Origin of the sequence: Sphingopyxis soli (assembly GCF_018682675.1) — a bacterium.
Classification (GTDB): domain Bacteria; phylum Pseudomonadota; class Alphaproteobacteria; order Sphingomonadales; family Sphingomonadaceae; genus Sphingopyxis; species Sphingopyxis soli.
This window is the reverse complement of record NZ_JAFMTR010000033.1, coordinates 87,476-110,051: the sequence shown is the minus strand read 5'-3', so window position 1 is coordinate 110,051 and position 22,576 is coordinate 87,476. Positions and strand designations below refer to the sequence as shown.

Annotated in this window: 25 protein-coding genes; 15 read left to right on the top strand and 10 right to left on the bottom strand. The window is 64.9% G+C overall.

Features of this window, described 5'->3' with window-relative positions; all coding sequences use genetic code 11:
* Positions 1-50: 50 nt before the first annotated feature.
* Positions 51-602 carry a hypothetical protein gene (locus J1N50_RS04545; RefSeq protein ID WP_215350562.1) on the bottom strand — a complete coding sequence of 184 codons (552 nt, stop codon included), beginning with the start codon at positions 600-602 and terminating at the stop codon, positions 51-53.
* A gap of 431 nt (positions 603-1,033) precedes the next feature.
* Positions 1,034-1,201 (bottom strand): hypothetical protein, encoded by a 168-nt coding sequence (locus J1N50_RS17735; RefSeq protein WP_343227840.1) that lies wholly within the window; start codon positions 1,199-1,201, stop codon positions 1,034-1,036.
* 245 nt (positions 1,202-1,446) lie between these two features.
* Between J1N50_RS17735 and J1N50_RS04535 the strand changes: the two genes are divergently transcribed.
* The 8 genes from J1N50_RS04535 to J1N50_RS04500 all read left to right on the top strand — a co-directional run bounded on the left by J1N50_RS04535 (position 1,447) and on the right by J1N50_RS04500 (position 9,888).
* Positions 1,447-2,931 (top strand): DUF5677 domain-containing protein, encoded by a 1,485-nt coding sequence (locus J1N50_RS04535; protein WP_215350561.1) that lies wholly within the window; start codon positions 1,447-1,449, stop codon positions 2,929-2,931.
* 118 nt (positions 2,932-3,049) lie between these two features.
* The gene (locus J1N50_RS04530) at positions 3,050-4,099 is read left to right on the top strand and encodes a substrate-binding domain-containing protein (RefSeq protein WP_215350560.1); all 1,050 of its coding nucleotides are present in this window, start codon (positions 3,050-3,052) and stop codon (positions 4,097-4,099) included.
* A 264-nt stretch (positions 4,100-4,363) separates the two neighbouring features.
* The gene (pstC, locus tag J1N50_RS04525) at positions 4,364-5,740 is read left to right on the top strand and encodes a phosphate ABC transporter permease subunit PstC (RefSeq protein WP_215350559.1); all 1,377 of its coding nucleotides are present in this window, start codon (positions 4,364-4,366) and stop codon (positions 5,738-5,740) included.
* Positions 5,733-6,989: a phosphate ABC transporter permease PstA gene (gene pstA / locus J1N50_RS04520; RefSeq protein WP_215350558.1), complete on the top strand. Its 1,257-nt coding sequence runs from the start codon at positions 5,733-5,735 to the stop codon at positions 6,987-6,989. The genes pstC and pstA overlap by 8 nt, the downstream gene beginning before the upstream one ends.
* A 17-nt stretch (positions 6,990-7,006) precedes the next feature.
* A complete protein-coding gene (gene pstB, locus J1N50_RS04515) occupies positions 7,007-7,789 on the top strand; it encodes a phosphate ABC transporter ATP-binding protein PstB (protein ID WP_425516926.1) in 783 nt (260 codons plus the stop codon).
* Between the two features lie 172 nt (positions 7,790-7,961).
* Positions 7,962-8,684: a phosphate signaling complex protein PhoU gene (phoU, locus tag J1N50_RS04510; protein WP_215350556.1), complete on the top strand. Its 723-nt coding sequence runs from the start codon at positions 7,962-7,964 to the stop codon at positions 8,682-8,684.
* A complete protein-coding gene (gene phoB / locus J1N50_RS04505) occupies positions 8,684-9,382 on the top strand; it encodes a phosphate regulon transcriptional regulator PhoB (RefSeq protein WP_058456099.1) in 699 nt (232 codons plus the stop codon). The genes phoU and phoB overlap by 1 nt, the downstream gene beginning before the upstream one ends.
* A 293-nt stretch (positions 9,383-9,675) precedes the next feature.
* On the top strand, positions 9,676-9,888 hold the full coding sequence (locus J1N50_RS04500) for a hypothetical protein (protein ID WP_215350555.1): 213 nt from the start codon (positions 9,676-9,678) through the stop codon (positions 9,886-9,888).
* A 748-nt stretch (positions 9,889-10,636) separates the two neighbouring features.
* On the opposite strand, the gene J1N50_RS04495 is transcribed toward J1N50_RS04500, so the two are convergent.
* Positions 10,637-12,007 (bottom strand): OprO/OprP family phosphate-selective porin, encoded by a 1,371-nt coding sequence (locus J1N50_RS04495; protein ID WP_215350554.1) that lies wholly within the window; start codon positions 12,005-12,007, stop codon positions 10,637-10,639.
* Positions 12,008-12,201: 194 nt separating this feature from the next.
* On the opposite strand from J1N50_RS04495, the gene J1N50_RS04490 reads away from it, so the two are divergent.
* Both J1N50_RS04490 and J1N50_RS04485 read left to right on the top strand, forming a co-directional pair.
* On the top strand, positions 12,202-13,104 hold the full coding sequence (locus tag J1N50_RS04490; protein ID WP_215350553.1) for an SDR family oxidoreductase: 903 nt from the start codon (positions 12,202-12,204) through the stop codon (positions 13,102-13,104).
* A gap of 114 nt (positions 13,105-13,218) precedes the next feature.
* Entirely contained in the window at positions 13,219-14,292 is a 1,074-nt protein-coding gene (locus tag J1N50_RS04485) for a hypothetical protein (RefSeq protein WP_215350552.1), read from the top strand.
* On the opposite strand, the gene J1N50_RS04480 is transcribed toward J1N50_RS04485, so the two are convergent.
* The 7 genes from J1N50_RS04480 to eno all read right to left on the bottom strand — a co-directional run bounded on the left by J1N50_RS04480 (position 14,270) and on the right by eno (position 20,290).
* On the bottom strand, positions 14,270-14,617 hold the full coding sequence (locus J1N50_RS04480; RefSeq protein WP_215350551.1) for a DUF2794 domain-containing protein: 348 nt from the start codon (positions 14,615-14,617) through the stop codon (positions 14,270-14,272). The genes J1N50_RS04485 and J1N50_RS04480 overlap by 23 nt on opposite strands.
* Positions 14,617-15,336 (bottom strand): serine O-acetyltransferase, encoded by a 720-nt coding sequence (gene cysE, locus J1N50_RS04475; RefSeq protein ID WP_215350550.1) that lies wholly within the window; start codon positions 15,334-15,336, stop codon positions 14,617-14,619. The genes J1N50_RS04480 and cysE overlap by 1 nt, the downstream gene beginning before the upstream one ends.
* An 86-nt stretch (positions 15,337-15,422) precedes the next feature.
* Entirely contained in the window at positions 15,423-15,998 is a 576-nt protein-coding gene (locus J1N50_RS04470; RefSeq protein ID WP_246553087.1) for a hypothetical protein, read from the bottom strand.
* A gap of 46 nt (positions 15,999-16,044) precedes the next feature.
* On the bottom strand, positions 16,045-17,418 hold the full coding sequence (locus tag J1N50_RS04465; RefSeq protein WP_215350549.1) for a pyruvate dehydrogenase complex E1 component subunit beta: 1,374 nt from the start codon (positions 17,416-17,418) through the stop codon (positions 16,045-16,047).
* A gap of 1 nt (position 17,419) precedes the next feature.
* A complete protein-coding gene (gene pdhA / locus J1N50_RS04460) occupies positions 17,420-18,490 on the bottom strand; it encodes a pyruvate dehydrogenase (acetyl-transferring) E1 component subunit alpha (RefSeq protein WP_215350548.1) in 1,071 nt (356 codons plus the stop codon).
* A 129-nt stretch (positions 18,491-18,619) separates the two neighbouring features.
* Positions 18,620-18,916: an FtsB family cell division protein gene (locus J1N50_RS04455; protein ID WP_167541763.1), complete on the bottom strand. Its 297-nt coding sequence runs from the start codon at positions 18,914-18,916 to the stop codon at positions 18,620-18,622.
* A gap of 99 nt (positions 18,917-19,015) precedes the next feature.
* Complete coding sequence (gene eno / locus J1N50_RS04450; protein ID WP_215350547.1) at positions 19,016-20,290, bottom strand: phosphopyruvate hydratase; 1,275 nt, start codon at positions 20,288-20,290, stop codon at positions 19,016-19,018.
* A gap of 216 nt (positions 20,291-20,506) precedes the next feature.
* Between eno and J1N50_RS04445 the strand changes: the two genes are divergently transcribed.
* The 5 genes from J1N50_RS04445 (at position 20,507) to J1N50_RS04425 (ending at position 22,566) form a co-directional block, all read left to right on the top strand.
* Positions 20,507-21,049, top strand: a complete 543-nt coding sequence (locus J1N50_RS04445; protein ID WP_215350546.1) for a hypothetical protein — start codon at positions 20,507-20,509, stop codon at positions 21,047-21,049.
* A 19-nt stretch (positions 21,050-21,068) separates the two neighbouring features.
* A complete protein-coding gene (locus J1N50_RS04440) occupies positions 21,069-21,521 on the top strand; it encodes a hypothetical protein (RefSeq protein ID WP_215350545.1) in 453 nt (150 codons plus the stop codon).
* On the top strand, positions 21,521-21,895 hold the full coding sequence (locus tag J1N50_RS04435; RefSeq protein WP_215350544.1) for a hypothetical protein: 375 nt from the start codon (positions 21,521-21,523) through the stop codon (positions 21,893-21,895). Before J1N50_RS04440 ends, J1N50_RS04435 begins: the two co-directional genes overlap by 1 nt.
* On the top strand, positions 21,879-22,268 hold the full coding sequence (locus tag J1N50_RS04430; RefSeq protein ID WP_215350543.1) for a hypothetical protein: 390 nt from the start codon (positions 21,879-21,881) through the stop codon (positions 22,266-22,268). The genes J1N50_RS04435 and J1N50_RS04430 overlap by 17 nt, the downstream gene beginning before the upstream one ends.
* A gap of 82 nt (positions 22,269-22,350) precedes the next feature.
* A complete protein-coding gene (locus tag J1N50_RS04425; RefSeq protein WP_215350542.1) occupies positions 22,351-22,566 on the top strand; it encodes a DUF4170 domain-containing protein in 216 nt (71 codons plus the stop codon).
* The last annotated feature ends 10 nt before the right edge of the window (positions 22,567-22,576 follow it).

Genomic DNA, 22,576 nt, shown 5'->3' with positions numbered 1-22,576 from the left:
TTCCTCCCTGTCGCTGCTGGGCCCCGGCTTTCGCCGGGGATCGCATCGGATCAATGCCACACCGCCGACAGCGGGTAGAGCGCGATCAGCCAGATCAGGCAGGCGCAGGCGACGCGCCGGTCCTTCGTCCAGATCGCGAGCAGCGCGACGGGAAAGAAGCTCCAAGCAACGATGACGGTGCGGATGCTGGTCGCCGCGGGCAGGCCGTGCAGCCAGCCGACGGTGGCCAGCAACGCGACGTTGCACAGGAACACGCCGCCGATCACCTTGCGCCGATGCGCGTCGAAATGGGCGTTCAGATCGTGCCACGCCTCCGGCTCGTCGGGAAAGACGAGGCTGGCCGCGACGAAATAGAGGGCGGTGACGATGAAGCCGCCGAACAGCACGGGCCAGCTCAAGGGCAGCAGGTCGCGCAACGACCAGCCGTACATCCAGAAGGTGACGACGTCGCACGACACGAACAGGCCGAGCAGCGCGGTCGGCCAGCCGATGCGGACGCGGTGGCTGGCCTTCAGCGCGCGGCTCAAGCCGCCCAGCCCCTCGGCGAGCGCGAGGCCGAGGATCAGCCCGAACAGCGAAAAGATGAATTCGAACCCGCTCATATGCCCCCGGCCCCGTCGCGCTGGTGTCCCGTCCTCGCCCCGGATTCGATCCGGGGTCGGTCGATCAGCCCTATCGCAACCGAGCCCCCGATCAAGCCCGTCGGGGGGCGGGTGGCGCGTCGGGGCCGGCCAAGCGGCGCCGAAGTCCAAAGTTCAGGAAAGTTCAGCCTTGTGCGCCGCCCTTTCGCGGTCCGGTTTCGGAGCCGGAAAAAACCGGACAAGGCCGCCCGGACATCGAACGGCACCTGTATTCGTGCAGGATTTGAAAGAGCCGGATGAAGGCTGACACAGCCGGATAATGTAGGAAAGCGGTTTTTTGAGAAGCCCCTCCCGCTTGCGGGAGGGGTTTGGGGAGGGCCTGTAACCTCTCCCGTTTTCCGGCCAGAAACACGCCCTCCCCCGGCCCCTCCCTGAAGGGAGGGGAGATCGCGTCACCCCATCAGCTTTGCCGTGATATCCTCGGCGGCATAGATGCGGATCGCGGGCGGCTGCGGCGAGAGCGCGCGCATTTCGGCGACGAAGGCGGCGGACGCGGGGACCGCGCTCCCGGATCGGGGTCCGGGATGACGCGGGTGCGCACCGCGTCGACGCTGTCCCACTCCTCTACGAACATCAGCCGGTCGGGGTTCTCGACATCGATATGGCAGTTATGCGCCAGACACCCCGGCTCGCCCCGCGACCGCGCGCCGTCACCCCTGACTTGATCCGGGGTCGACGCCGAGCGTAATCATGCGCTCGCGATGCTCGGGGGTCATGATGACGTGGCCGGTGATGAGGATCATTTGCGTTACCCTAGGTCTATTTTTTCGATATCGCATAGTTCGATTCAGAGTAAAGAAGTACCATGACAAGAAAGAAAAAATCTAACCGAAAAAAATGGTCCTCAGGAACCAGGCTGGAAGATCACAAACGAGACAAAAATACGCTTTTTTCTCGAATGTCTCGCCTTCCGGCCGTAACGCTCTCGTCATGGAGGGACGAGAGACTGCCAGAAATGCTCTGGGCAGCCATTCTGACCGCCAGATTGAATAGAGAGAACTATCTCAACATCTTTAGAGCAATAGCAGACGCTGCTTCGGGGATGAAAGACCTAAAATGGGACGGCATCGGGCACTCAAGGCTCGCATCCCTAACCGAGGCAGAATTTGACGCACTCTTGGGGCCGATTCTCAACGACGAAACGCTATCAATTCTGAGCCCCTTATCTCTCTACCCGGACATCCCCGATGCGAAACATTGGGCAAGGCACCTAAAGAATTGGGGTGAGCCTGACCCCGAGGATTATTCAATTGTCGGCATGGCGATCGGACTGAACAGCTGGCATCAATCCGAAACCGCCACCGACATAAGGTGGGCCCGAGTGCTTTCCATGGTTCTGGCTGCCAAGGTGATCTTCCAGCCAGAGATGAAGCACCTCGTTGACGAGATCGTCGGCTATCCGGATGTCGGAGATTTAAGAAAGGTCCGGCCTTCAATTCGAGCAATGGAACAAAGCTTTGGCGCGCCAGAATTGCAGGCCGAGGCCACACAACAAGGTTCTTGGACCGAAAATTTCTGGACGCAATCAAAGCGCGAAACGGAGTGTTATTTACTTCCTAGGAACATAGTATCGAGCGCAGATCACTCTGAGATATCTCGACAAATAATCTCATGCTACCGCGCTCTCGCTAAGCATTTCAACGATCAGGAGTCCTACGTCGTTGCGGACGCCCGTTTGGACGCATCCTTTGGGATCGCATTCTATATGATCCAACTGCTGGCGACAATGATCCACGGCAGGTCCGGTAGCAGACTAGAAGGACGAATTATTCTCCGTACGATGGCCGAGTGCCACATCGTTCTATCTTATCTCAAAGAGATAGATGCAGACGCGACTTGGGCCCAATATCGAAATTACGGAACAGGCCAAGCCAAGCTGGCATTCTTGAAGATAGTTGATCTTGACTCTAAAGACTTGCCTTCCTTCGTGAAAAAGGACGATCTGGAAGAGCTAGCGAACGAGGATAGATGGTTAGAATTTGTTGATATCGACTTAGGAAGCTGGGCGAAGATGAGCCTTAGAGATATGAGCGAGCGAGCGAAGAAGAAGGATATCTACGATAAATACTATGGATGGGCATCGGGCTACGTCCATGGCCATTGGTCGGCCGTTAGGGACACCGTTTTTGACCTTTGCGGCAATCCACTCCACCGCTTCCACAGAATTCCCGGCCCGCCCAGAATTAACATGGCTGATGCGACTCCTGATGCCGTCAAGCTCACAAACTTGACGCTCGATTTGGTCAATGCTCTATATCCATCGTTCAAGCCTCGCATCAAAATCTCATGACACTTCCATGACACTCCCTGTCACAAACACGTCACACAATTCCCCCAGAGGGCAGTCAGCGAGTCGCCGCAGGGGTGGCGGCTTGGTTCGGTAACGACCCCCTCTACAGGATTACTCCATGGCCAAGACATTTGCCCTCATCGCCTGCGTCGCGACCGCCGCGCTGGCGCTTTCCGCCTGTCAGGACCAGGCGTCCTCGGGCGGCGCGGCGCGCGATTATATCAGCGCGGTCGGATCGTCGACCGTCTATCCCTTTGCGACCGCGGTGGGCGAGAAGTTCGCCGAGGCGACCGGCAACAAGGTTCCGAAGATCGATTCGACCGGCACCGGCGGCGGCTTCGAGCGTTTCTGCGCCGGCGTCGGCGGCGACACCCCCGACATCGCGAACGCTTCGCGCCGCATGAAGAAGAAGGAATTCGACACCTGCGCCAAGAATGGCGTCAAGGACATCGTCGAAATCCAGGTCGGCATCGACGGCATCGCGCTCGGCGAAGCGCAGCGCGGCCCCGGCTTCAAGCTGACCGAGGAAGACGTCTATAAGGCGCTCGCCGCGAACCCCTATGGCAAGGCGAACACCGCGAAGACGTGGAAGGACGTCAACCCGGCGCTGCCCGCGGTCGCGATTTCGGTCTTCGGGCCGCCGTCGACCAGCGGCACGTACGATGCGTTCAAGGAGCTGATCCTCGGCAAGGGCTGCGACGCCAACCCCGAGATGAAGGCGCTGAAGGACAGCGACAAGGACAAGCACGAGGCGACCTGCACCACGCTGCGCGGTGCGCCCTTCTATGTCGAGCAGGGCGAGAATGATAACCTGATCATCTCGAAGCTGGACAAGAACCCCGACAGCCTGGGCATCTTCGGCTTCAGCTATCTCGACGCCAACAAGGACAAGATCAAGGCGGTGCCGGTGCAGGGCGTCAGCCCGACCTATGCCGCGATCGCCGACGGCAGCTATCCGGGGTCGCGCCCGCTGTTCATCTATGTCAAGAAAGCGCATGTCGGCGTGATCCCCGGCCTCGCCGAATATGTCGCCGAGTTCCTGAAGGGCGCGGCGTCGGGCGGCTACCTCGCCGCCAAGGGCCTGGTCGTGTCGCCGAAGGACGTCGCGGACAAGGCCGCGGCGAACGCCAAGGGCATGACCGTGCTGGACGGCGCGGAGCTGAACTGATCTCCCCCGCGGGTGGCCGGTGGAAGGGGCCCACATCCCCTTCCCCGGCCACCACTTTTTACGTCACCTTCCCACCCCGTTCGTGTCGAGCGAAGTCGAGACACCCATCGGGTCGGCGCATGGTCGAGGGGCATCTCGACTTCGCTCGATGCGAACGGGATTGGCAAATCCGGTGATTTTGGAAATTGTGACGCAGAGTCATGAAACTGCCACGTCATACCGCTTGGGGTGACGGGGGTATCCGGACAGGATAACGGGGACACAGTGACTTTCAACGCCGCCGCCCTACTGCTGCTGATCGCGGGGCTTGCCCTGATCGGCTGGCTCGCCGGCCGCGCGCGCTCGCTGATGCTGGCGGGCCGCGCGGGCGCCAAGCTGCATTCGCGCCCGCAATATCACGGCTGGTACGTCGCGCTGTGGCTGTTCGCCCCCGCCGCGATCTTCCTCGCCGTCTGGTCGGCGGTGTCGCCGGCGCTGGTCACCAACAGCGTGCTGGCGAGCGAGGCGGCGCAGAGCCTGCCCGCCTTCGGCTTCGAGCGCGGGGCGATCCTGAGCGATGCGCGGAGCGTCGCGCAGGGCGCGCAGTCCGCCGTGCGGATTCCCGCCGCGGCGCCGCTGGTCCAGCCCTATGCCGACGCGACGCATTTCTATGCGTGGATCGGCATCGCCGCGATGCTGGCGCTGGCGCTGGCGGGCGGGCTCTACGCCTTCACGCGAATCCGGCCCGATTTCCGCGCGCGGACGCGGGTCGAGAAGATCGTCATGGCGCTGCTCCTCGTCGCGTCGCTGGTGGCGATCCTGACGACCTTCGGCATCGTGCTGTCGCTGCTCTTCGAATCGATCCGCTTCTTCCGCCTCGTCTCGCCCGCCGAGCTGCTGTTCGGGACGACATGGGCGCCCACCAGCGGCGCGCCGCAGCCCGATACCTTCGGCGGCATCCCCCTTTTCTGGGGTACGGTGCTGATCGGCGCGATCATCGCGATGATCGTCGCGATTCCGATCGGGATGATGACCGCGGTGTATCTGACCCAATATGCCGCGCCGCGCGTGCGCCGCTGGGTGAAGCCGCTGCTCGAGATCCTCGCGGGGGTGCCAACGGTGGTCTATGGCTATTTCGCCGCGCTGACCGTCGCGCCCGCGCTGCGCGAGTTCGCCGCGGCGATCGGCATTCCGAACGCTTCGACCGAAAGCGCGCTTGCCGCGGGCATCGTGATGGGGGTGATGATCATTCCCTTCGTCTCGTCGATGGCCGACGACAGCATCAACGCGGTGCCGCAGGCGATGCGCGACGGATCGCTGGCATTGGGCGCAACGCCGAACGAGACGATCCGCCAGGTGCTGATCCCCGCCGCGCTTCCCGGCGTGATGGGCGGCATATTGCTCGCGGTCAGCCGCGCGATCGGCGAGACGATGATCGTGGTGATGGCCGCGGGCCTCTCCGCCAACCTCACCGCCAACCCCTTCGCCAGCGTCACCACGGTGACCGCGCAGATCGTCAAGCTGCTGACCGGCGACCAGGAATTCGACAGCGCCAAGACGCTCGCCGCCTTCGCGCTCGGCCTCGTGCTGTTCATCGTGACCTTGCTGCTCAACATCGTCGCGCTGCGCATCGTCAAAAAGTATCGCGAAGCTTATGAATAGAGAGACGGCCCCGACCGACTGGAAAGGCGCCGCGATGCAGAAGCGCATCGCGGGCCGCTACGCCGCCGAGCGCCGCTTCAAGCTGTTCGGGCTGGGCGCGGTGCTGCTTTCGGGCCTTTTCCTCGCCTTTCTGCTGTTCGTGATGGTCGGCAACGGCCTGCGCGGCTTCACCTATACGAATGTCGAGGTGCCGATCGACTTCAAGGCGATGCCGCTGACGGTCGATGCGTCGCGGCTCGGCGATGCCGACGCCGATCAGGCGATCGCCAATGCGGGGCTCGCCGATATCGTCGCCTTCGCCGCCGACGAGGCGCTCGGCGCCGATGGCGCGAAGATGATCAGCGAGAATGCGTGGAAGGAAGTGCGCAAGCAGATCAAGGCCGACCCCGCGATCCTGCAGGGCAAAACGGTCTTCCACCTCCCCGCCTCGTCCGAAGTCGACATCGCCGCGAAAGAAGGCGCGAAGGGCGCGCTGGGGGCGAAGATCGACGCGCTGCAGCGCGACGGCAAGCTGTCGACCGGCATCCACTGGCCCTTCTTCAAGAATGCCGACGCGACCGATCCGGCGGTTGCGGGCATCTGGGGGGCGCTCAAGGGATCGGTGCTGACGATCTTCATCGCCTTTCTGATCGCCTTTCCGACCGGGGTGCTCGCGGCGCTGTACCTCGAGGAATATGCGCCGAAGAACCGCTGGACCGACCTCATCGAAGTGTCGATCAACAACCTCGCCGCGGTGCCCTCGATCATCTTCGGCCTGCTCGCGCTGGCGGTGTTCATCAACTGGTTCGGCATCTGCCAGGCGAGCCCGCTCGTCGGCGGCCTGACGCTGGCGCTGATGACGATGCCGGTCATCGTCATCGCCAGCCGCAACGCGATCAAGTCGGTGCCGCCGTCGATCCGCGACGCGGCGCTCGGCGTCGGCGCGAGCCCGGTGCAGGTGGTGTTCCACCATGTCCTGCCGCTCGCGCTGCCCGGCATATTGACCGGCACGATCATCGGCATGGCGCGCGCGCTGGGCGAGACCGCGCCGCTGCTCCTCGTCGGGATGCGCGCCTTTATCGGCGACGTGCCGGGCGGCATCTGCTCGCCCTCGACGGTGCTGCCGATGCAGATCTTCCTCTGGTCGGACGAAGTCGACCGGGGCTTCGTCGAGAAGACCTCCGCCGCGATCATCGTGCTGCTCATCGTGCTGCTGTCGATGAACGCGCTCGCGATCTATCTTCGCAACAAATTCGAAAAACGCTGGTGAGCCAGAAAAACATGACCATGACCCAAGATGATCTGACCATCGCCGACCCCAAGATGACCGCCAAGGGCGTCGACGTCTTCTATGGGCAGAAGCAGGCGATCAACGACGTGTCGATCGACGTCGGCACCGACCTGGTCACCGCCTTCATCGGCCCGTCGGGCTGCGGCAAGTCGACCTTCCTTCGGTCGCTGAACCGGATGAACGACACGGTCGCGAGCGCGCGCGTCACCGGCACGATCCTGCTCGATGGCGAGGACATCTACGCGCCGTCGATGGACGTGGTGCAGCTGCGCGCGCGCGTCGGCATGGTGTTCCAGAAGCCGAACCCCTTTCCCAAGTCGATCTATGACAATGTCGCCTATGGTCCGCGCATCCACGGCCTCGCGCCCGGCAAGGCCGACCTCGACGTCATCGTCGAGCGCGCGCTGGTGCGCGCCGGCCTGTGGGACGAGGTCAAGGACCGCCTGGCCGAAAGCGGCACCGCGCTGTCGGGCGGCCAGCAGCAGCGGCTGTGCATCGCGCGCGCGATCGCGGTCGACCCCGAAGTGATCCTGATGGACGAGCCCTGCTCGGCGCTCGACCCGATCGCGACCGCGAAGATCGAGGAGCTGATCCACGAACTGCGCGGCAAATATGCGATCGTGATCGTGACGCACAACATGCAGCAAGCAGCCCGCGTGTCGCAGCGCACCGCCTTTTTCCACCTCGGGACGCTGGTCGAATATGGCAAGACCACCGACATCTTCACCAACCCGAAGCAGGAACGCACCAAGGACTATATCACGGGGCGCTATGGATAGATTTTCGATCCCCTTCCCGTCTCCCCGAGCGAAGACGAGGGGTTATGCCGAGCGAAGTCGAGGCAGGGGCGGTGCTGGTTCTCGCTTCGCTCGAACGGGCCCCTCGTCTTCGCTCGGGGATACGGAAATTGGGGATGGTTTTCTGGCCTGAGGCCACAAAAGGACGAAGCAGATGGCAGTTACCAACGATCATACCGTCAAGGCCTTCGACGAGGATCTGAATCGCCTCCGCGGCCTGATCAGCGAAATGGGCGGGCGCGCCGAACAGGCGCTGCTGCAGGCGATGAGCGCGCTGAACAATGGCGACCTCGCACTCGCGGCGCAGGTAGTGGAGGGCGACAAGAAGATCGACGCGCTCGAAGCCGAGATCGAGCAGCTCACCACGCAGACGATCGCGCTGCGCGCTCCGATGGCCGACGACCTGCGCGAGATGATCGCGGCGCTGAAGATCGTCTCGGTCGTCGAACGGATCGGCGACTATGCGAAGAATATCGCCAAGCGCGTCGCGCTGATGGACCAGACGCGCTCGATCGAGGCGATCCCGGTGCTGATGTCGATGTCGGCGGCGGTCGCCGAGTTGATCCACGACGCGCTCGACAGCTTCGCGGCGCGCGACGCCGAGCTGGCGGTGCGGGTGACCGCGCGCGACAAGAATGTCGACGATTTCTACAACAGCATCTTCCGCACGCTGGTGACCTTCATGATGGAAAATCCGAAGCATATCACCGAAAGCGCGCACCTGCTGTTCGTCGCCAAGAACCTCGAGCGGATGGGCGACCATGCGACGAACATCGCCGAAATGGTCTATTATGTCGTGACCGGCGAGCGGATGGAGGAACGCGAACGCGGCGAGACGCCCGAAGGCGCGGCCTCTTCGGGACAGGAGAAGGGCTGATGCCGCAACCCGACCTGCTGCTGATCGAGGACGACGAGGCGATCGCCGAGCTGATCGTCTGGCACTTCGCACGCGAAGGCTTTTCGGTCCGCCAGACCCCCGACGGCGAGCAAGCGCTCGTCCTCGTCGAGGAACGCGTGCCCGACATCGTCCTGCTCGACTGGATGATCGAGAGCCTGCCGGGGATCGAGGTCTGCCGCCGCCTGCGCCGCAACCCCAAGTCCGCGAACGTCCCCATCATCATGCTCACCGCGCGCGGCGAGGAAGAGGACCGCATCCGCGGTCTCGAAACCGGCGCCGACGATTATGTGACCAAGCCGTTCAGCCCGCGCGAACTCGTCGCGCGCGTGTCGGCGGTGCTGCGCCGCCTGCGCCCGGCGCTGGCGGGCGAGCTGCTCGCCTATGCCGATATCGAGCTCGACTCGGTCGCGCACAAGGTGGTGCGGGGCGGCCAGATCGTCGCGATGGGCCCGACCGAATTCCGCCTGCTGCGTCATTTCATGGAGCATCCCGGCCGCGTCTTTTCGCGCGGGCAATTGCTCGACAGCGTATGGGGCCAGGACAGCGACATCGAACTGCGCACCGTCGACGTCCATATCCGCCGCCTGCGCAAGGCGATCAACCTGCCGGGCACCGCGGATATCATCCGCACCGTGCGTTCGGCGGGCTATGCGCTGGATGCGGGGAAGAGCATCTGAGGGTTTTCGGGCCCGGAAGCTGCCTAACCTACCGCCGTTCGCATCGAGCCCTTCGACTGCCCTGACAGGCGCTCAGGATAAACTTCGGCCACTGGCCGAAGTCGAGATGCCCCTCGGCGTGGCGCAAGGTCAATGGGTGTCTCGACTGCGCTCGACACGAACGGAAAAGAGAGATCACCGGTTTCGACCGGTTGCGGACACCGGGCGGTGTGGTTAGCAGGAGTGGAACTCCGTCGCCTTGGCCGCGCTTCGTGCCGACCCAAAACGACTATGGACTCGGAGCTAGGTCAGACGTGAAATACATCGTTGTGATCGGGGCGGCACTCTTTGCCATTCTCTGCATTGCAGCCGTGTTTTCAGCGCTCGAGAGCGGGCGGTCATACTGGAAACCTGGATTCGTTGAGCGAACAGAAGATCCGGCGCTTTATTGGTTCTCGATTGCCACTTACGGGATAATGGCTGTCGCAGCGCTTCTTATGGCGCTGGGCGTTTTGCTCTTCCGCTGATCACGGCAACCCACCGTCCGCAAACCACCTCAAAGTCGCCGTTCGCCGCCGATCTGGATCGAATGACCGGAAACGACCGGAAGCTGCCTAACCTACCGCCGTTCGCATCGAGCCCTTCGACTGCCTTGACAGGCGCTCAGGATAAACTTCGGCCATTGGCCGAAGTCGAGATGCCCCTCGGCGTGGCGCAAGGTCGATGGGTGTCTCGACTGCGCTCGACACGAACGGAAAAGAGAGGTGACCGGTTTCGACCGGAAGGCGACATCTCTTTCATCGTCACCCTGAACTTGTTTCAGGGTCCATGGTCGGTCGCGTCCTTCACTGCAGCGGCCGACCGGAGCTCAGCCCATGGATGCTGAAACAAGTTCAGCATGACGGCTTTTGAACGTCCGCTCCCTACCCCGTTTCGGTCAATCGTCGGCGGTCTGGTGCGAATGACCGGTAACGACCGGAAGCGGTCCTTAATCCTCCCTGTGGCGCAGCCATGGGGAGGGGCACCGCTTGCGAAGCAAGTGGTGGAGGGGCGGCGAGCGTTAGCGAGCGCTACGCGCCCGGCCCCTCCGTCAGCCCTGCGGGCTGCCACCTCCCCATCGCAAGTCGATGGGGAGGATTTACCCTTCATCGTCATCCCGGCGAAGGCCGGGATCTCACCCTCTCGGATTTACGCACCGGAGAGATCCCGGCCTTCGCCGGGATGACCGATTAAGGAAGGTCCGCTAACCACCCCAAAGCGGAAATTCCGGGGCCGTCAAAAGTCGATCTGCGTCCGGAGACCGAAGGCGTCGGCCGAATAGTCGCGATCGCCGGTGGCGGAGCCGATCGTGGCGTCCTCGAACATCAGGTGGCCATAGTTCGCGGTGAGACGGACGTAGGAGATCGGCGCCCAGACGAGCGACACCCCGAACGTCTGCTGACGTCCGCCGACGATCCCCGCATCGTTGAGGTCGAGATAGTCGTAGCGCGCATTGACCTCGATCGCGCCGGGTCCGCCGGCGTTGATCGGGCGCGACGGGGCGAGGCGGTCGAAGGCGCCGTCCTTGTAGATGCGCGCGTCGCCGCGCGTCAGCACATAGCCGACCTCGGCATAGCCGCCGAAGAAGGTCGGATCGGCGAGGCCCGGACGGCGCGCGGTCTGCCAGAAGCCTTCGCCCGCGACGTGGAACGGACCCGCGAGGGCCGCGGCTTCGACGCCAAGGCCGCGTTCGCTGGTCGCGTTGAACGTGCCCGTGTCGACGATCCGGCTGTTCGTCGTATGAACGAACGGCCGCGGCGCGTAGCGCACGGCAGGCGCGTCGTTGATGTTGCGCCAGTGGCCCGAGCCGCCGAGATGAAGCTGGGCGTTGCCGAACTTCGGCATCCAGATCGCCCGCGCGTCGAGGCTGACGCTGTTGTTCGAATCGCTGTTGAGGTCGTTCGCATTGTCGCCGAACACCCCGCCCTGCAGCAGCACGGCCTTGCCCTTGTACTGCGCCGACAGCCCGACGCGGCGTTCGAAGCCGAAGGCCTGCGTGAAGGCCGCGCGCTCGAGCATCGAGGTGAAGAGGTCGCTGGTCAGCTCGTCGAGCGACCAGAAGGGCTTTTGCTGCCCCGCCGTGACGGTCAGCGGGCCGGTCGCGTAGGTCAGATAGACGTCGGTCAGGTCGACCGCGCTATTGGCGAAATCGGCCTCGATCCGATAGCCGAAACCGCCCGGAATCTTGCCTTCCATGCCGAGATAGGCGCGCCGGAATTCGGTGGCGAGGCCGCCGTGCGTGCCGGTCACGCCCGCGGGCGCGTCGATGCTGGCGACATCGACCTGCAGGCGGCCGCGCGGCTTGAAGCTCCAGCCGTCGGCGGTCTTGAGCTCGGGGGCACCCTTCCACGCGATTTCAGTCGCAGGCTTGGCCGTGACGCTCGGCGCGGCGGGCGCCGGAGCAGCAACCACGGGGGCCGGAGCGGGTGCGGACGGGGTCGTTGCCGCGTCGAGCCGCGCCTCGAGCGTCTGTACCTTTGCTTTCAGCGCATCGAGTTCGGCGCGCAGCGCGGCGGCTTCGTCGGCCGACATCGCCTGCGCATGGGCGGTCGAAGGCAGGCTGAGCATCGTGGTCGCCAGCAGGCTGGCGGCGAAAAGGTGGCGCATGGGGAATTTGCTCCGTTGCGAAAGGTGACAATCTCGCTGCGCCGCTATGACACGCGGATGACAGTTGCACGTCAATTCGATGACATTTTTGTTGCACAGGCCCATTTTCCTGACCCCTTGCCTGTCGGGCCCGAACGGGTAAGGACGTTCCGGTTTTACCGGGCAACCTCTCGTTGCCCCCCAGGGAGATCATCATGACGATCAAATTTGACGGACGTGTTGCCATTGTGACCGGCGCGGGCGGCGGGCTCGGCCGCGCCTATGCGCTCGAACTCGCGCGGCGCGGGGCGAAAGTGGTGGTCAACGACCTCGGCGGCGCGCGCGACGGCACCGGCCATTCGGATGCCGCGCTGGCGGTCGTCGAGGAAATCCGCGCGGCGGGCGGCACCGCGATGTCGAACGGCGGCAGCGTCACCGAATATGAGCAGATGGTCGAGATGGTGGCGCGCGCGAAGGAAGAATGGGGCGGCGTCCACGTCCTCATCAACAACGCCGGCATCCTGCGTGACAAGAGCTTCGCGAAGATGGAGCCCGCCGACTTCGACCTGGTGGTCAAGGTCCACCTGCTCGGCAGCGCCAATGTCACCAAGGCGGCGTGGGACATCATGCGCGAGCAGGCCTATGGCCGCATCCTGATGACCGCCTCGTCGACCGGCCTCTACGGCAATTTCGGGCAGGCCAATTACGGCGCGGCGAAGCTGGGGCTGGCGGGGCTGACCAAGACGCTCCACCTCGAGGGCGCGAAGTACAACATCCGCTGCAACACGATCGCGCCGGTCGCGGGCACGCGCATGACCGAAGACATTTTCCCGCCGGAACTGTTCGAAAAGTTCACGCCCGAGAATGTCGTCCCGGCGGCGCTCTATCTCGTCAGCGAGGATGCCCCGACGAACATGATGGTCGGCGCGGGCGCGGGGGCGTTCCACGCCGCCTATGTCACCATGACCCCCGGCGTCGCGCTGCCCGAAGGCGAGCGGACACCCGAGGGCGTCGCCGCGGCGTGGGAGAAGATCATCGACCGCAACGGCGAGATTGTCCCGCAATCGGGCGCCGAGCAGTCGATGGGCGTGATGCGCGCCTTGCAGGCGCTCGGCTGATCTGGTCGCGCCGCCGCCTCGCCGGGCGGCGGCGCATCACTGTATTGACACACCAATACGCCTATGCCATAAAATCGGCGGGGCAAGGGGATCGGTCTAAGAAGGACGACCCCGATGTATAGTGAAACCGACCTGCAAGCCGCGGTCGATGCAAAGATACTGACGCCGGAGGCCGCCGCGGCTTTCCGGTCGCATATCGCATCGGTGCGCGCCGCCCCCGGAGCGGACGAGGAATCGTTCCGCCTGATTACCGGGTTCAACGATATCTTCGTCAGCATCGCGGCGGTGATCCTGCTCGTAGCGGTGGCGTGGATCGGCGAATCGATCCACCCCGCCCTCGCCGGTGCGTTCGTCGCGGGATCGGCCTGGTTCCTCGCCGAATATTTCACCCGCGTCCGCCGCATGGCGCTGCCCAGCATCGTCCTCGTCCTCGCCTTTTCGGCGGGCGTCTGCGCGACGATGATCGGCTTCCTCGTCAAGCATGGCGAGGATATTTTCGGCCGCGATCCCGGCGAAACGACGCTTGCCGTCGTCGCCGGCACGATCGCCGCAGTGACCGCGGCGGCGACCTGGTTTCACTGGAAGCGCTTCATGGTGCCGATCACCGTTGCGGCAGGCACGGCGGCGCTGGCCGCGACCGCGGTCGCGCTGGTGCTCGCGATCACCGGCGTCCCGAGCCCCGACGGCACGCTGCCGATGATCCTCGTTCTCATCGCGGGCATCGGCGTCTTCGCGCTCGCCATGTGGTGGGACAAGAGCGACCGGCTGCGCCAGACGCGCCGCAGCGACGTCGCCTTCTGGCTCCACCTGCTCGCCGCACCGATGATGGTCCACCCGATCTTCCACCTGCTCGGCGTCACCCGGGGCGACGATATCGGCAGCGGCGCCGCGATCCTGGTGGTCGCCATCTACATTGCCTTCGGCTTGATCGCGCTCGCGATCGACCGCCGCGCGCTGCTCGTCTCGGCGCTCGCCTATGTGCTGTTCGCGATGACGCAGTTGTTCCGCACCTTCGGCGCGGTCGAGCTTAACGTCGCGCTGACCGCGTTCGTGATCGGATCGGCGCTGCTGCTGCTGTCGGCCTTCTGGCAGAATGCCCGCGCCGCGGTGGTGGGGATGCTGCCCGACAATCTGGCGAACCAGCTGCCCGCAACGATCCGCGCGGTCAGCCCCCAACCAGCTTCATAAGCTTTCGCTCGACGGGGGCGAGCACATTCGCGAGCTCGTCCCCGCGCTTCAAGATCGCCCCGGCTTCGGAGACAAGGGCCCACATGCCCTGCCGGCTCCGCAAGGCGGGGCGTTTTTCTATGCGATATTCAGGACGCTCGGCGGTACGGCGGAAGGCGGAGAAGATTGCGACGTCGCGGTGGAAATCCATCGCATAGTCGCGCCAATGCCCCGCCGCGACCATGCGGCCGTAGAGATCAAGGATGCGTAAAAGCTCGGTGCGCTCGAAGCCGGTTTGCTGCGATGCCGCCCTGTCGGGAAACGGCAGGGGCGTCACAGTCCCCATCAGGCGCTTTTCCGGCTCCCTTTGCGCCGCGGCGCGTCGAGTTCGGCAGCAAGCGCGTCGCGTTCCTCGAGCAGGGTCGCGAGCTGCTTCTGCATCTGCTCGAGCTGGCATTGCAGGATTTCGAGCTTTTGCGTCGCCGGATCGAAGATTTCGCTGCACGGCGTGCCATAGGGCACGAACTCGCGCGCATATTCGGATGCGTCGAGCAGGGTCGAGCGCGCGGGGATGCCGACCATCACCGCCCCCTCGGGCACGTCCTTGGTGACGACGGCATTGGCGCCGACGCGCGCGCGCGGGTTGACGGTGATCGGGCCCAGAACCTGCGCACCCGAACCGACGATCACGTCATCTGCCAGGGTCGGGTGGCGCTTGCCGCCGATGCCGTTGGCGGGATCCGTGCCGCCGAGCGTCACGCCCTGATAGATCGACACATTGTCGCCGATCTCGGCGGTTTCGCCGATGACGACGCCGAATCCATGATCGATGAAGAGGTGACGGCCGATCTTCGCGCCCGGGTGGATGTCGATACCCGTCATCCAGCGCGAGAAATGATTGACGAAACGCGCGAGGAAAAACAGGTCCGCCTCGAACAGCCAGTGCGCGACGCGGTGCATACCCACGGCGAGCAGCCCCGGATAAAGGAGGATTTCCCAGCGCGACCGCGGCGCCGGATCGCGCGCCTTGATCGAATCCAGATAGGCGATCAGCCCGTTGAACATCCCTATGTCCCCTGCGACCCTATTTCTGTACCGCGCAAGATAGATGTTCGGCGGCGGCTTTTCCAGTCCCGACCGCATTTATTCGGTCAGCGGCCGATCAGGCCGATCCGCAGCAGCAACAACCCTTCGCCTCGCCAGCGCCGTTCGCCGTCATGTCTGGCGATGGCGGCGGCCCAGCGGTCAAGCATCACCAAGGCACGGCTTCCATCGAAGGATACGCGCGGCGGCGCGGGCCGGTTACGCGCGTCGGCAAACAAATCGCGGCCTTCCTGCCCGCCCTCCTGCAGCATTGCGCCCCAGACCAGGCCCCAGCGCGCGCCGCCGCCGCCGCCCGAAAGCGTGAACAGCGCGTCGCCGAACGCGGCAGCAGCATCGCGGCGCGCCGTCGCATCCCCGGCCAGCAGCATCGTTTCGGCCGCATCGACAAGCGTGTCGAGCCCCCGCTGCCCCGCCCAGCTCGCCTGCAGTTCGGCAAGCAGCGGCTCGCCCTTCGGCAGCGCTTCGGGATCGCTCGCGAGCATCGCCATCATGTCGCGCCACCAGGCGAGCTTGATCTGCCCGATCAGCGGCTCACGCGCGTCCTGCAACAGCTTGGTCAGCCGTCCGGCAAGCGCCCACAGCGCGGCGATCGCAGCGCGCCGCTCGCGCGGCACCGCCACCATCACGCGCGGATCGCGGATGTCCGGATAGGCTACCGCTTCCGGTGCGTCAGGCGCGATTTGTGATCGCCTTTACGGCCGCGATGACGCGCGGGGTGTCGACCAGTGCCGCCTTTTCGAGATTGTGCGCATAGGGGAGCGGCACATCCTCGTTGCAGACGCGGACGACCGGCGCGTCGAGATCGTCGAAGCCCTGCTCCATCGCGACCATCGCGAGTTCGCTGGCGATCGAGCAGACCGGCCAGCCTTCCTCGACGACGACGAGGCGGTTGGTCTTTTTGAGGCTTTCGAGCACCGTCGCGGTGTCGAGCGGACGCAGCGTGCGCAGGTCGATGACCTCGGCCTCGATCCCCTCGCCCGCGAGCGCGTCGGCGGCTTCGAGCGCCAATCCGACGCCGATCGAATAACTGACGATCGTCACGTCGCGACCCTCGCGCATGATGCGCGCCTTGCCGATCGGCAGGACATAGTCGGCGACGTCGGGCACCTCGAAGCTGCGGCCGTAGAGCAGCTCGTTCTCGAGGAAGACGACGGGATCCTCGCTGCGGATCGCGGCCTTGAGCAGGCCCTTCGCGTCGGCGGCGTCATAGGGCGAGATCACGATCAGGCCGGGGACGCTGGCGTACCAGGGGGCATAATTCTGGCTGTGCTGCGCAGCGACGCGGCTGGCCGCGCCGTTGGGTCCGCGGAACACGATCGGACAGCGCATCTGGCCGCCCGACATATAGTTGGTCTTCGCGGCCGAGTTGATGATGTGGTCGATCGCCTGCATCGCGAAGTTGAAGGTCATGAACTCGATGACCGGCTTCAAACCGCCCATCGCGGCGCCCGAACCAAGCCCCGCGAAGCCATATTCGGTGATCGGCGTGTCGATGACGCGGCGGGCGCCGAATTCGTCGAGCAGCCCCTGCGTCACCTTGTACGCGCCCTGATATTCGGCGACTTCCTCGCCCATCACGAAGACGCGGTCGTCGGCGCGCATTTCCTCGGCCATCGCATCGCGCAGCGCCTCGCGGACGGTCAGGCGGACGGTCGCGGTGCCTTCGGGGATCGACGGATCTGCGGCGCGGGCGGTCGGCGCCGGTGCGGCGGATGCCGGCGCAGCGACCGGGGCCGGTGCCGGCGTTTCGACAGGCGCCGGGGCAGCGACGGGCGCAGGCGCCGGAGCGGCAGCCTCTTCGCCCTCGCCCGCGATCGTCGCGATCACGGTGCCGACCTTCACATTGTCGGTGCCCTCGGCGACCAGGATCGACGCGATAGTGCCCTCGTCGACGGCTTCATATTCCATCGTCGCCTTGTCGGTCTCGATCTCGGCGAGGATGTCGCCCGACTTGACCGTATCGCCTTCCTTGACGAGCCACTTGGCGAGCGTGCCCTCTTCCATCGTCGGCGACAGTGCCGGCATCTTCAGTTCGATGGCCATCTCAATATTGCTCCACCAGCACGTCGGTATAAAGTTCATGCAGTTCGGGTTCGGGCGCACTTTCGGCGAAGTCGGCCGCGTCGCTGACGATCTGGCGGATTTCCTTGTCGATCGCCTTGAACTTGTCCTCGCCGATCCCGGCCTCTTCCATCAGCTTCTTGAGATGTTCGATCGCGTCGCTCTTGTCGCGCACCGCCTGCACTTCCTCGCGGCTGCGATATTTGGCGGGATCGGACATCGAGTGGCCGCGATAACGGTAGGTCTTAAGCTCCATCAGCACCGGACCCTTGCCCGCGCGCACCCATTCGATCGCCGCCTCGGCCGCGCCGCGCACCGCGAGCACGTCCATGCCGTCGACCTGCATACCGGGAATGCGGAAACTCTCGCCGCGCCGATAAAGCTGGTCCTCGGCGCTACTGCGGTTGACCGAGGTGCCCATGGCGTACTGGTTGTTCTCGATCACGAAGATGATCGGCAGCTTCCAGAGCTCCGCCATGTTGAAGCTCTCGTACACCTGGCCCTGGTTCGCGGCGCCGTCGCCGAAATAGGCCATCGCGATGCCGCCGTCGCCGCGATATTTGTGCGCGAAGGCAAGTCCGGTGCCGAGCGACACCTGTGCGCCGACGATGCCGTGGCCGCCATAGAATTTATGCTCGACGCTGAACATGTGCATCGAGCCGCCCTTGCCGCGCGAAATGCCGGCGGCGCGGCCGGTCAGCTCGGCCATGATGACCTTCGGGTCGATGCCATAGGCGAGCATGTGGCCATGGTCGCGGTAGCCGGTGATGACGCTGTCCTTGTCGCCGTCGAGCGCCGACTGCAAGCCGACCGCAACGGCTTCCTGACCGATGTAGAGGTGGCAGAAGCCGCCGATCAGGCCGAGGCCGTAGAGCTGGCCCGCCTTTTCCTCGAAGCGGCGGATGAGCAGCATCTCGCGATAGAATTTCTCGAGCTCTTCGGGCGTCGCATCATAGGGTGCGGGGTCGCGCGGGGACTCGCGATTGGTCGCGGGAGCCGGGGTGGAGGCGGTGTTTTTCGGCGCAGCAGCTTTGCGCGCTGGGGCTTTGGCCAAGGCGGGTTTCCTTTACGGTTAGCCGTTACGGCAGGGCTCCCCTATAGGAGCGCCAAGCCCTGTTTGGCAACGCCCGCTTGGGTATGGCAATGTTGCTGTTTTCGTATGCAGCGAAGGCAGCGACGCCGCTCAGGGCTTCGCGCCGGGCTCCAGCGGAATCGCGATCTCGTCGGGGTGCATCACGCCCAGTTTCTCGCGCACATATTCGTCGGCAAGGTCGGGATCGACGCGGCGCCGGTCGAGCAGGTTGACGCGGTTCTGCAGCTCGGTCTGCTTCTTCGTCAGTTCGCTCAGGATGACGCGCTTCTTCTCGACCGACTGGCTGTAATCGCCCCAGGCATAGAGCCCGGTCGGACCGAAGATGATATAGCCGATCATCGCCAGCACCGCGATCAGCGCCACCGCAGGGCCAACCGCCCGATTCATCGATTTCCGGAATTTGTGCCGCTGCGTCATTTCAGCCCTTGAATCAGAGTTGATTCGCGGCGTCAAGGCGTCAAACAGCACTTATCCATCAGTATGGCCTTATCCGAAGATCGACGCGCCCGGATAGCGCGCCATGTCGCCCAGTTCCTCCTCGATACGGATCAGCTGGTTGTATTTGGCGAGCCGGTCCGAGCGCGCGAGGCTGCCGGTCTTGATCTGGCCGCAATTGGTCGCAACCGCGAGGTCGGCGATGGTCGAATCCTCGGTTTCGCCCGAGCGGTGCGACATGACGGCGGTGTAGCGTGCGCGGTGCGCCATATCGACCGCGTCGAGCGTTTCCGACAGGGTGCCGATCTGGTTGACCTTGACGAGCAGCGAATTGGCGAGGCCGGTCTTGATGCCGTCCTCCAGCCGCGCCGGATTGGTGACGAACAGATCGTCGCCGACGAGCTGGCACTTGTCGCCGATGAGGTCGGTCAGCGCCTTCCAGCCGGTGAAATCATCCTCGCTCATACCGTCCTCGATCGACTTGATCGGATAGTCGTTCACCAGAGCAGCGAGATAGTCGGCCATCTGTTCGGGGCTCAGCGACAGGCCTTCGCCGCTGATCTCGTACTTGCCGTTCCGGAAAAACTCGGTCGCGGCGCAGTCGAGCGCGAGCACGACGTCGGTGCCGAGCTTGAAGCCCGCCTGGTCGATCGAGGCGGCGATGAAGTCGAGCGCATCGCGCGTCGAGGCGAGGTTCGGGGCGAAGCCGCCCTCATCACCCACGGCGGTCGCGAGGCCCTTCGCCGACAGGCCCTTCTTCAGCGTGTGGAAAATCTCGCTGCCCCAGCGCACGGCTTCGGCGAGGCTGCCGGCGCCGACGGGCATGATCATGAACTCCTGCACGTCGATCGGATTGTCGGCATGTTCGCCGCCGTTGATGATGTTCATCATCGGCACCGGAAGCGTGCGCGCCGAGACGCCGCCGACATAGCGATAGAGCGGCAGGCCGCGCGCGTCGGCGGCCGCCTTTGCGGCGGCGAGGCTGACGCCGAGGATCGCGTTGGCGCCGAGGCGGCCCTTGTTCGGGGTGCCGTCGAGGTCGATCATCGCCATGTCGAGCTCGCGCTGGTCCTCGGCATCGAGGCCGATCAGCGCGTCGGCGATTTCGCCGTTCACCGCATCGACCGCCTTGGTCACGCCCTTGCCGAGATAGCGCGCCTTGTCGCCGTCGCGCAGCTCGACGGCCTCGTGCGCGCCGGTCGATGCGCCCGAGGGCACCGCGGCGCGGCCGAAGCTGCCGTCCTCCAGCAGCACATCGACTTCGACGGTCGGATTGCCGCGGCTGTCGAGGATTTGGCGGCCGTGGATGTCGATGATGGCGGTCATGGAGGATCGTCCTGCTGAACGGCCCGCGACGGGCCGGGTGGGAAAGGCGCCCGCCTGTTATCGGCGCCGTGCCGCCAGCGCAACCGTCCGCATAGGAATTTAGCGGGAATTTTGCGCGGGGATGGAACCATTCGGCATGTGTTGCTATATTGATGCAGACAGAGGGAAAACCGCCGCGCCCGCTCGGCGCATGGAATAAGAAGAAGAGGATAAACCATGGCCAAAGCCGCTACTCCCGCCGCCAAGAAAGCCACTCCCCGCGCCCCTGCCAAGGCCGCCGCGACAAAGGCCGCGCCCGCGCGCAAGCCCGCGGCGAAGAAGGCCGCAGCCAAGGATCATCCGATCCGCGACCAGCTCGCCGCGACGCGCGACACGATCAAGTCGGAAGCGTCGAAGAAGGCGGCGTCGCTGAAGGACGAAGCGGCCGCGTTGAAGAGCCAGGCCTCGGCAAAGGCGCGCGAAGCCGCAACCAAGGGCAAGGACAAGGCGGCCGAAGCGGTCGGCAGCCTCGCGAAGCTGCTCGAAGATGGCGCCGGCACCGTCGACAGCAAGTTCGGCAAGCAGTACGGCGACTATGCCCGCTCGGCCGCCGCGACCGTCGCCGGCCTCGCCTCGAGCCTCGACAAGAAGGATCTCGACGAGCTTGCGGCCTCGACCCGCGACCTGGTGAAGAAGAATCCGGCGATCGCGGTCGGCGCGGCGACGGTGGTCGGCTTCGTGCTCGCGCGCCTGCTCAAGGGTGGTTCGAGCAGCGACTGACCGCTACAGTCGTCCCGCGATGCCTGCACCCGATTCCGATACGCCGCCGCAGGGCGAAGCGCGTGGCTATGACCGCGTGAGCCACGGCTATGCGCCGGACGGGCGGCCGCTCGCGCCGCCGCCCGTCCCGCTCAAGGATATTGTCGACGAGGTGGTGGAGAACCTGTCGGCGACCGCGAAGGCAGAGATCGCGCTGATCGAGGCGCGGAGCGAGCTGGCGCTGCATGGCGTCAGCTGGACCGCAGGCTGGGGCGCCGTCGCCGCATCGGCGGCGGGCATAGCGATGCTGGCGCTCGCCTTTGGCGCGATCCTTGTGCTGTTGCCGCACGTCGGCCCGCTGCTCGCGACCCTGATCGTCGTCGGCGTGCTGCTGGCGATCGCGGCCTTTGCCGGATGGCGGGCGCAGGTCGCCTATGGCGACATCCGCACCGCGCTACGCCGCGATCTCACGAACGAGGAGCCCGACGACTGATGCCGCGCACCCGCAACCGCCTGATCAACGCCGCGCGCCGCTCGATGCTCCAGCGCGCCGAACTGCACCGCCGGCTCGACGTCGCGAAAGCGGCGTTCAAGCCGCAGGCGCTCTATGCGCGCGGGAAGTACAATATCGATGCGAAGGTCGACGAAGCGGCGCAGGCCGTCCGGCAGCAATTCCGCGACAACCGCCTGCCGATCGCGATCGCCGCCGTGGCCGGGCTTGCGTGGATTTTTCGCGAGCCGATCAAGGACCATGCCCCGAAGCTGGCGCAGAAGGTACAGGAGCTGGCCGACGCGGCCAGGGCGAAGTTTCAGCCCGGTGCGGCTGAGGATGATTTGACGGAGGACCAGGATGAAGCCGCTGAGTGAAACCGCAAACGAAGCCCGCGCGAAGGCGGCCGAGCTTGCCGAGAAGACCGCCGAAAACGCCCGAGCGACCGCCGAGGCGGCCAAGGCGCGCATCCAGGACGGCTATGGCCGCGCCCGCGCCGCGACGAGCGAGCTTGCCGACCGCACGCGCACCGCGACCGGCGAACTCGCCGCGAAAGGCCGCGAGCAGGCCGAAGCGGCGCGCGAGGTTGCCAGCGAAGCCTATGAAAAGGGCAAGGCACAGGCGAGGCGCGCGAACAGCAAACTGAAGGACGTCGCCGAAAAGCAGCCGCTCGCGCTCGTCGCGGGCGCGGTCGCGATCGGGGCGTTGCTCGGCTCGCTGCTGCCGAAAGGGCGCAAGGACGAGGATTGAGGCGGACTTGCCGTAAGGGCGAAGCGCTGATAGGGGGCCGCCATCTCCCCCTCCCCGCGCTAACCCGCAAGGAAAGCTAGCCATGAGCAAATTGCACCTCGTGTTCGGCGGACGCGTCAGCGATCCGCAGGGCCTCGACTTCGTCGACCTGAACAACCTTGATGTCGTGGGCCTGTTCCCCGATTATAAATCGGCCGAAAAGGCCTGGCGCAGCGCCGCGCAGCGCACCGTCGACGACGCCGAGATGAAATATGTCGTCGTCCACCTGCACAAATTGCTGCAGCCCGAGGCGGAATGATCGGTCGCCC

What these genes read in the sequence shown, in the direction of transcription:
- J1N50_RS04545 (WP_215350562.1), bottom strand. Translation starts at nt 602, where the DNA reads ATGAGCGGGTTCGAATTCATCTTTTCGCTGTTCGGGCTGATCCTCGGC.
- J1N50_RS04535 (WP_215350561.1), top strand. Translation starts at nt 1,447, where the DNA reads ATGACAAGAAAGAAAAAATCTAACCGAAAAAAATGGTCCTCAGGAACC.
- J1N50_RS04530 (WP_215350560.1), top strand. Translation starts at nt 3,050, where the DNA reads ATGGCCAAGACATTTGCCCTCATCGCCTGCGTCGCGACCGCCGCGCTG.
- pstA (WP_215350558.1), top strand. Translation starts at nt 5,733, where the DNA reads ATGAATAGAGAGACGGCCCCGACCGACTGGAAAGGCGCCGCGATGCAG.
- pstB (WP_425516926.1), top strand. Translation starts at nt 7,007, where the DNA reads ATGACCCAAGATGATCTGACCATCGCCGACCCCAAGATGACCGCCAAG.
- phoU (WP_215350556.1), top strand. Translation starts at nt 7,962, where the DNA reads ATGGCAGTTACCAACGATCATACCGTCAAGGCCTTCGACGAGGATCTG.
- phoB (WP_058456099.1), top strand. Translation starts at nt 8,684, where the DNA reads ATGCCGCAACCCGACCTGCTGCTGATCGAGGACGACGAGGCGATCGCC.
- J1N50_RS04495 (WP_215350554.1), bottom strand. Translation starts at nt 12,007, where the DNA reads ATGCGCCACCTTTTCGCCGCCAGCCTGCTGGCGACCACGATGCTCAGC.
- J1N50_RS04490 (WP_215350553.1), top strand. Translation starts at nt 12,202, where the DNA reads ATGACGATCAAATTTGACGGACGTGTTGCCATTGTGACCGGCGCGGGC.
- J1N50_RS04485 (WP_215350552.1), top strand. Translation starts at nt 13,219, where the DNA reads ATGTATAGTGAAACCGACCTGCAAGCCGCGGTCGATGCAAAGATACTG.
- J1N50_RS04480 (WP_215350551.1), bottom strand. Translation starts at nt 14,617, where the DNA reads ATGGGGACTGTGACGCCCCTGCCGTTTCCCGACAGGGCGGCATCGCAG.
- cysE (WP_215350550.1), bottom strand. Translation starts at nt 15,336, where the DNA reads ATGTTCAACGGGCTGATCGCCTATCTGGATTCGATCAAGGCGCGCGAT.
- J1N50_RS04470 (WP_246553087.1), bottom strand. Translation starts at nt 15,998, where the DNA reads ATGGTGGCGGTGCCGCGCGAGCGGCGCGCTGCGATCGCCGCGCTGTGG.
- J1N50_RS04465 (WP_215350549.1), bottom strand. Translation starts at nt 17,418, where the DNA reads ATGGCCATCGAACTGAAGATGCCGGCACTGTCGCCGACGATGGAAGAG.
- J1N50_RS04455 (WP_167541763.1), bottom strand. Translation starts at nt 18,916, where the DNA reads ATGAATCGGGCGGTTGGCCCTGCGGTGGCGCTGATCGCGGTGCTGGCG.
- eno (WP_215350547.1), bottom strand. Translation starts at nt 20,290, where the DNA reads ATGACCGCCATCATCGACATCCACGGCCGCCAAATCCTCGACAGCCGC.
- J1N50_RS04445 (WP_215350546.1), top strand. Translation starts at nt 20,507, where the DNA reads ATGGCCAAAGCCGCTACTCCCGCCGCCAAGAAAGCCACTCCCCGCGCC.
- J1N50_RS04440 (WP_215350545.1), top strand. Translation starts at nt 21,069, where the DNA reads ATGCCTGCACCCGATTCCGATACGCCGCCGCAGGGCGAAGCGCGTGGC.
- J1N50_RS04435 (WP_215350544.1), top strand. Translation starts at nt 21,521, where the DNA reads ATGCCGCGCACCCGCAACCGCCTGATCAACGCCGCGCGCCGCTCGATG.
- J1N50_RS04430 (WP_215350543.1), top strand. Translation starts at nt 21,879, where the DNA reads ATGAAGCCGCTGAGTGAAACCGCAAACGAAGCCCGCGCGAAGGCGGCC.
- J1N50_RS04425 (WP_215350542.1), top strand. Translation starts at nt 22,351, where the DNA reads ATGAGCAAATTGCACCTCGTGTTCGGCGGACGCGTCAGCGATCCGCAG.